This is a genomic window from Candidatus Palauibacter scopulicola (assembly GCF_947581915.1).
GTDB classification, from domain to species: Bacteria; Gemmatimonadota; Gemmatimonadetes; order Palauibacterales; family Palauibacteraceae; genus Palauibacter; species Palauibacter scopulicola.
The window spans coordinates 1-5,451 of record NZ_CANPWG010000050.1 but is presented as its reverse complement, the minus strand read 5'-3'; the positions used below and the strand labels follow the sequence as shown (position 1 = coordinate 5,451).

Sequence of the window (5,451 nt, the reverse complement as noted above, 5' to 3'; positions counted from 1 at the left end):
ACGATCGTCGTGACGTTCATCTTCTCCGCGTACTTCGCGCGGTCGATCGCCCCCGACGACGTGCTGGGGGGCGTCTGGTGGACGCGCGCGGTCACCGTCTCCGCGGTCACGACCGCGCTCATCATGCCCGTGGTGGGCGCGATGGGGGACTTCGGCGGCCTCAAGAAGCGGTTTCTGCTCATCGCCACGGTGGTCTGCGTTGCCCTGACGGCGGGCCTCTTCGGCATGGGGCCGGGAGATGCGTGGATCGCCGCGCTCGTGTTCATCGGGGCCAGCGTCGCCTACGAGTCGATGCAGTCGCTCGCCAACGCGTTCCTTCCCGAGATCTCGACGCCAGAGAACATGGGACGGATATCCGGGCTGGGCTGGGGGCTCGGGTACTTCGGCGGCCTCCTTTGCCTCGTCCCGGCGCTGGGTATGGTCAGCGGCTGGCTGCCGGAGGAGGGAGGGCTGAACGTGCGGTCCACGAACCTCCTCGCCGCCGGCTGGCTCCTCGTGTTCTCGATTCCGGTCTTTCTCTTCCTTCGGGAGCGGCAGCCCCGCCGCCGCGCGCCGCTCGGCACCTACGCGCGCATAGGCTTCGGCCGGATCGCCGACACGGCCCGGGACCTAAGGCGCTATCGCCAGGCCGTCCGCCTCCTCGTGGCGCGTCTCGTCTACAACGACGGATTGGCGACCGCCTTCGCCATGGCGGCGATCTTCGCCGGGGCCGAGTTCGGGATGGAGACGGCCGACCTCCTCATCCTCGGCATCGTCGTGAACCTGACGGCCGGCGCGAGTGCGATCGGCTTCGGGTTCGTCCAGGACCGGATCGGCGGGAAGCGAACGATCGCCGTGACGCTCGTGCTGCTGATGGTGGCGGTCGCCATGGCATGGTCCGCGCGGGACCTCCCGATGTTCTGGGCCGCGGCGATACTCCTGGGGCTGATGGTGGGGCCGAACCAGGCGGGGAGCCGTGCCCTCCTCGGTTCGTTCGTGCCCGAGAGCAAGCAGGGCGAACTGTTCGGCTTCTACGCCTTCTCGGGCAGGCTTTCCGCCGCGGCCGGGCCGCTCTCCTACGGGCTCATCCTGGGCGCGACGGGCAGCCACCGCTGGGCCATCGCTTCCATCCTCGTGTTTCTCGCTATCGGGTTCCTGCTCCTGCTGCGGGTGGACGAGGAGGAGGGCGTCTCGCTCGCTCGATCCCGCCGCTGATCGTCAGGCCCCAGCCCGCGGTGGAGTGGTCGAGCGAGCCGGACCAGGCGATGAGCCGCCCACCCGGCAGGCGGAGGGCCCACCGGGCTCGCGCGTCGAGCGACCACGGCGGGATGGGCGCGGGGCCGGTTGGGCCGCTTGACCCGGCGACCTGCTCCTGCCACAGCGCGCCGGAGGAGGTCGCCGGGCCGCCCCAGCGCGGCGCGACGGAGAGCGAGAGGCCCTCCTCGTCCGACGGGCTGCCTATGGTCAGCGTGACGCCCAGGCCGCGCTCCTCGTAGCCGCGGGCGGAGTGGAGTACGAGGATCCGGCCCTGGGCATCGAGGCGGACGAGACCGCCCGCCGCCCGGAGTCCGCCGGCCAACTCGAGCCCTCCGCCCGTCTGGCCCGCGCCGCCGTCGTGCCGCCCACTCGCCTCGCCGAACACTTCGAGCGCCAGGGCGCCGAGGCGCAGCGACGGGCTCACCTCGATGCCCAGCCGCTGCTGCTGGACCGTCGCGCCGCGGCCGTCGACGGTCTCCGCGCCCTCGCCGGTCGCGAGACGCGCCCACGCCGCGTCGCCCCGGAGCCCGAACCAGTTGGCGAACCGCCGCCGGACTTCGAGGAGTCCGAGCCCCATGTCCAGGCTGCTCGTGCCCACGCGGCCCGTCCCCCGCGCGTTCTCCGCCGACCCCCAGCCGCCGCCCGCCATCGCCCACACGGATGTGCCCCCGTTCGACCAGCGCAGGTAGGGGTGCACGGCCGTCAACGAAGTTTCGAGACGGCCACCGGCAGTGCCGGCGCGCCAGTCGCTTCCGCCCCTGCTCCTCGCGACCGCCACGCCGGCGAGCCAGCTCCCGCCGAGGGCGCGGTCGAGCCCGGCCCAGCCCGTGCGCAGGCTGCCCTCGTAGCCGCGCTCCGCCGCAGGTTCGCCCGAGAACGTCTGGATGTCGCCCTGGCCCCAGAGCCGCCAGCCCGGGCGGCCGCCGTCATCGCCGCCCCACGCGAACGTGAACTCCGTGCCGCCGCCCCCTCGTCCGCCGCCGCCTCCGAGCTCCCGGAGGCTCGGGGGTCCGCGCACGCCGAGTGCCACCATCAGATCCGAGGGGTCGCGAGGCCCGGCCGGAGGACCGTCGCGACCCTCGGCGGCGGCCGCGGCCCACTCCTCCGCCTGCCGCTCGAACGTCCGGCCCGCCTCGGCGAGACCTCCGCCGCGGAGGTAGCGCGACATCGTCCACCCCGCGAGCAGCCGGTCGGCCGCGGCCCGGACGCCCGCCTCGTCCAGCGGGATGGCGCGTCCCAGCACCGTGAGCCGGGACCGTTCGTCCCGGCCACCCGGTCGCACGTGCCGGCCCAGCGTCATGCGCGCGCTCGCCAGGTGCGCCCGCGCCGTCGCCGCCAGCGTCTCGTCGAGCGCGATGCGCGCCATCCGGTCGTTCGAGCCCACCGCGAACGTGTGCGCGGCGGAAAGCCCGTCCGGGTCGCGCGCCGTCACCTCGATGGACGCGGAACCGTAGCCGACGGGCGTCACCGTCAGCGCCGCGCCCGCTACGGTCACCGCCGCAACGTTCGGGTCCGACGACACGGCCGCGTACGTCAGCGCGTCCCCGTCCCGGTCCTCGAAGTACGGCGCCAGGTCGAGCGCCGACGCCGCGCCCCCCTCCTCGAGCGCCTGGTCCGGGATCGCGCCCACCGCCACGGGCGGGTCGTTCACCGCCGTGACTCGAACCTCGACCTCCGCCACGGCCCGTCCGCCGTTGTCGTCGGCCACCGTGTAGGCGAACCGGTCCGTGCCGTGCCAATCCGCCTCCGGCGCATACTCGACCCGGCCTGCGGCGATCCGCGCCGTCCCGTGCCCCGGCGCCGACACCGATTCGATGTGCAGCGCGTCGCCGTCCACATCGGTGTCGTTCGCCAGCACGTCCATCGTGACCGGTTCGTCCTCGTTCGTCGCCGCCGTGTCGGCCACGGCCATGGGCGGGTCGTTCACCGCGGCGACTCGCACCGCGACCTCCGCCACGCCCGTCCCGCCATTCCCGTCGGCGGCGGTGTACTCGAACCGGTCCGTGCCGTGCCAGTCCGCCTCCGGGGTGTACGCGACTCCGCCGCCCGCCGCGATCCGCGCCGTGCCGTGCGCCGGCGGCGACACCGACTCGACGTGCAGCGCGTCGCCGTCCGGGTCCGCGTCGTTCGCGAGCACGTCGACGGTGACCTCCCCGTCCTCGGTCGTCGCCGCCGTGTCGGCGGCCGCCGCCGGAGCCTCGTTCGCGTTCGTCAACTCGACCGTCACCCCGACCATCGCCGCCGCCCCGTGCGGATCCCGCGCCCGCACCGATAGCTCATACCGGTGCGGCTCCGCCTCGTAGTCCTCGCCCGCGCCCACGTACTGCACCGTTCCGTCCCGCGAGCCGACCGTGAACCGCGTTCCGTCGCCCGCCGCCAGCGAGTACGTCACCTCATCGCCGTCCGGGTCCACCGCCACCACCGCGTCCAGCGCCACCGGCCGGGAGCGGCCGTCCTCGTTCTCGCGAAGCTCGAAGGCGTAGAACGGTTCCTCGAACACCGGAGCCGCGTTCGTGACCTCGATGGCCACCTCCGCGAACGCCGTCCCCCCAAACCCGTCCGAGACATCGACGGTGATCCAGACGGTTCCCGTGTCGGCCGGAGCCTGCCAGCGCGCTTCGAACTCATCCACCGCCCCCAGGAAGCTCCCCGCCTGCGCGCTCCACACACACGTCACCTGGTCGCCGTCAGGGTCCGACGCCACCGCCGTCAGCCGCACCCCGCCGCCCGGCCCCACCCGGCACGGGTCGCAATACGCCGCCACCGCCGGCGGTACGTTGATCGGTCCGAAGTCCGCGATCGTAACCTCGACCGAACCCGGGCTCCCCGCCTGCAGCGAAGACGGCAGGCGGCCCAGCGCCACCGTGAACGTCTCGGAGTCGGCGTCCTCGTCATCGGTCGTGGATATCGTGCCCGTCCCCCGGGTCGAGCCCGCGTCGATCTCTATGCCGGAAAGCGGACCGAAGTCGTCCTCCTCCGCCGTGCCCGCCGTCAGCGTGAGGGGGATCGTCACGCTGCTCGACAGCGTCGTCGACAGCCGCGCCGTCACCGTCACCGAGGAACCCTCGGGCACCGGGTTCGGCGAGGCCGACAGCGTCACGGAGGGGACGTCGTCGTCCCGGATGTCGAGGCGGAGGCCCGCGCTGCTCAACTCCGGGTTGCGGCTGTCCGCGAGAAGTTGGACGACCTCGCCGTCGTCGTCGTCCGCGTCGTCGATGACGCGCAGGGTCGCCGTGCCCGTCCGGTCGCCCTCCGCGATGGTGAACTCGGTCGCCGACAGCGTGTAGTCGACGCCGAGGGTCGCCGTGGTCTCGGCGCCGACCCGCAGCGTCACCTCCGTCCCGCCCGCGGGCGCGGGGCTGTTCAGCCTCGCCGTGAGCGTGACGTCGCGTCCGCCTTCCCTGGCGCGCCGGTTGGCGCTCAGCGTGAGCCGGGTGGGGATCGCGGGCGGCCCCACCGTCACCAGGAAGGACCGAACGAGGTAGCTCCAGATCCAGAAGTTGATCTTCCCCTGACCGGCTTCAACGCCCGTCACCGTGAACGGCAGCCTCTCGTAGTTGTCCTCGGTGACCTGCACGCTGGCCGGGGCGATCGTCACCGCGCCACGCACGCTCTCCGCGCGAATGAGGTACGCGCCGGGGTATTCCTCGTATCCGAGTTCGTAAATCAGGGAATCTCCTTCGGTTACCGTCTCGGGCTCACGGTCGTTGTTGAAGACGTTGACCGTGAAGGGACGGAGGAGTTGGCCATCGTAGTTCGAACCCGTTCCGCTGATCGTGCTCGTGACCCTCACCTGCACCCGGTCTTCGCCCAGCACATCGTTGTCGGCTACGCTGAACGACACGGGTTGCGCGACGTTCCAGTTCGTCGTCGAGAACGTCACCGAGTCCGGGCTCACGGTCACCCGGCTGACGTCCTCGCTGGCGAGGGTGATCGTGACGGCCGCCGTCGGCTCCGACGTCAGCGACACGTAGTAGCTGTGGGCCGAACCTTCATAGGTGCCGAAGGAGGACCTTTCCCTCAGGTTGCCCGGGCTTCCCGTCTCGTAGACGATGTTGGTCACGTCGTCGTCCGTCACCGTGACAAAGACTGTCTGGACGGAAACGCTGTCGTAGCCGCCGCCGCTCGCCTCGTGCCCGATGTCCGAGAACTTGAAGATGCCGGCCATGTCCTCATCGGTCGCCGTCACGGTCACCGTCTGCGCCGAGTTCCAGT

At 72.1% G+C, this 5,451-nt stretch carries 2 protein-coding genes; one reads left to right on the top strand and one right to left on the bottom strand.

Features of this window, described 5'->3' with window-relative positions:
- The coding region (locus tag RN743_RS09500) for an MFS transporter (protein ID WP_310779430.1) at positions 1-1,194 on the top strand (1,194 nt) is incomplete at its 5' end.
- On the opposite strand, the gene RN743_RS09495 is transcribed toward RN743_RS09500, so the two are convergent.
- Positions 1,124-5,425 (bottom strand): tandem-95 repeat protein, encoded by a 4,302-nt coding sequence (locus RN743_RS09495; protein WP_310779429.1) that lies wholly within the window; start codon positions 5,423-5,425, stop codon positions 1,124-1,126. The two genes, RN743_RS09500 and RN743_RS09495, sit on opposite strands and share 71 nt — an antisense overlap.
- Between the last annotated feature and the right edge of the window lie 26 nt (positions 5,426-5,451).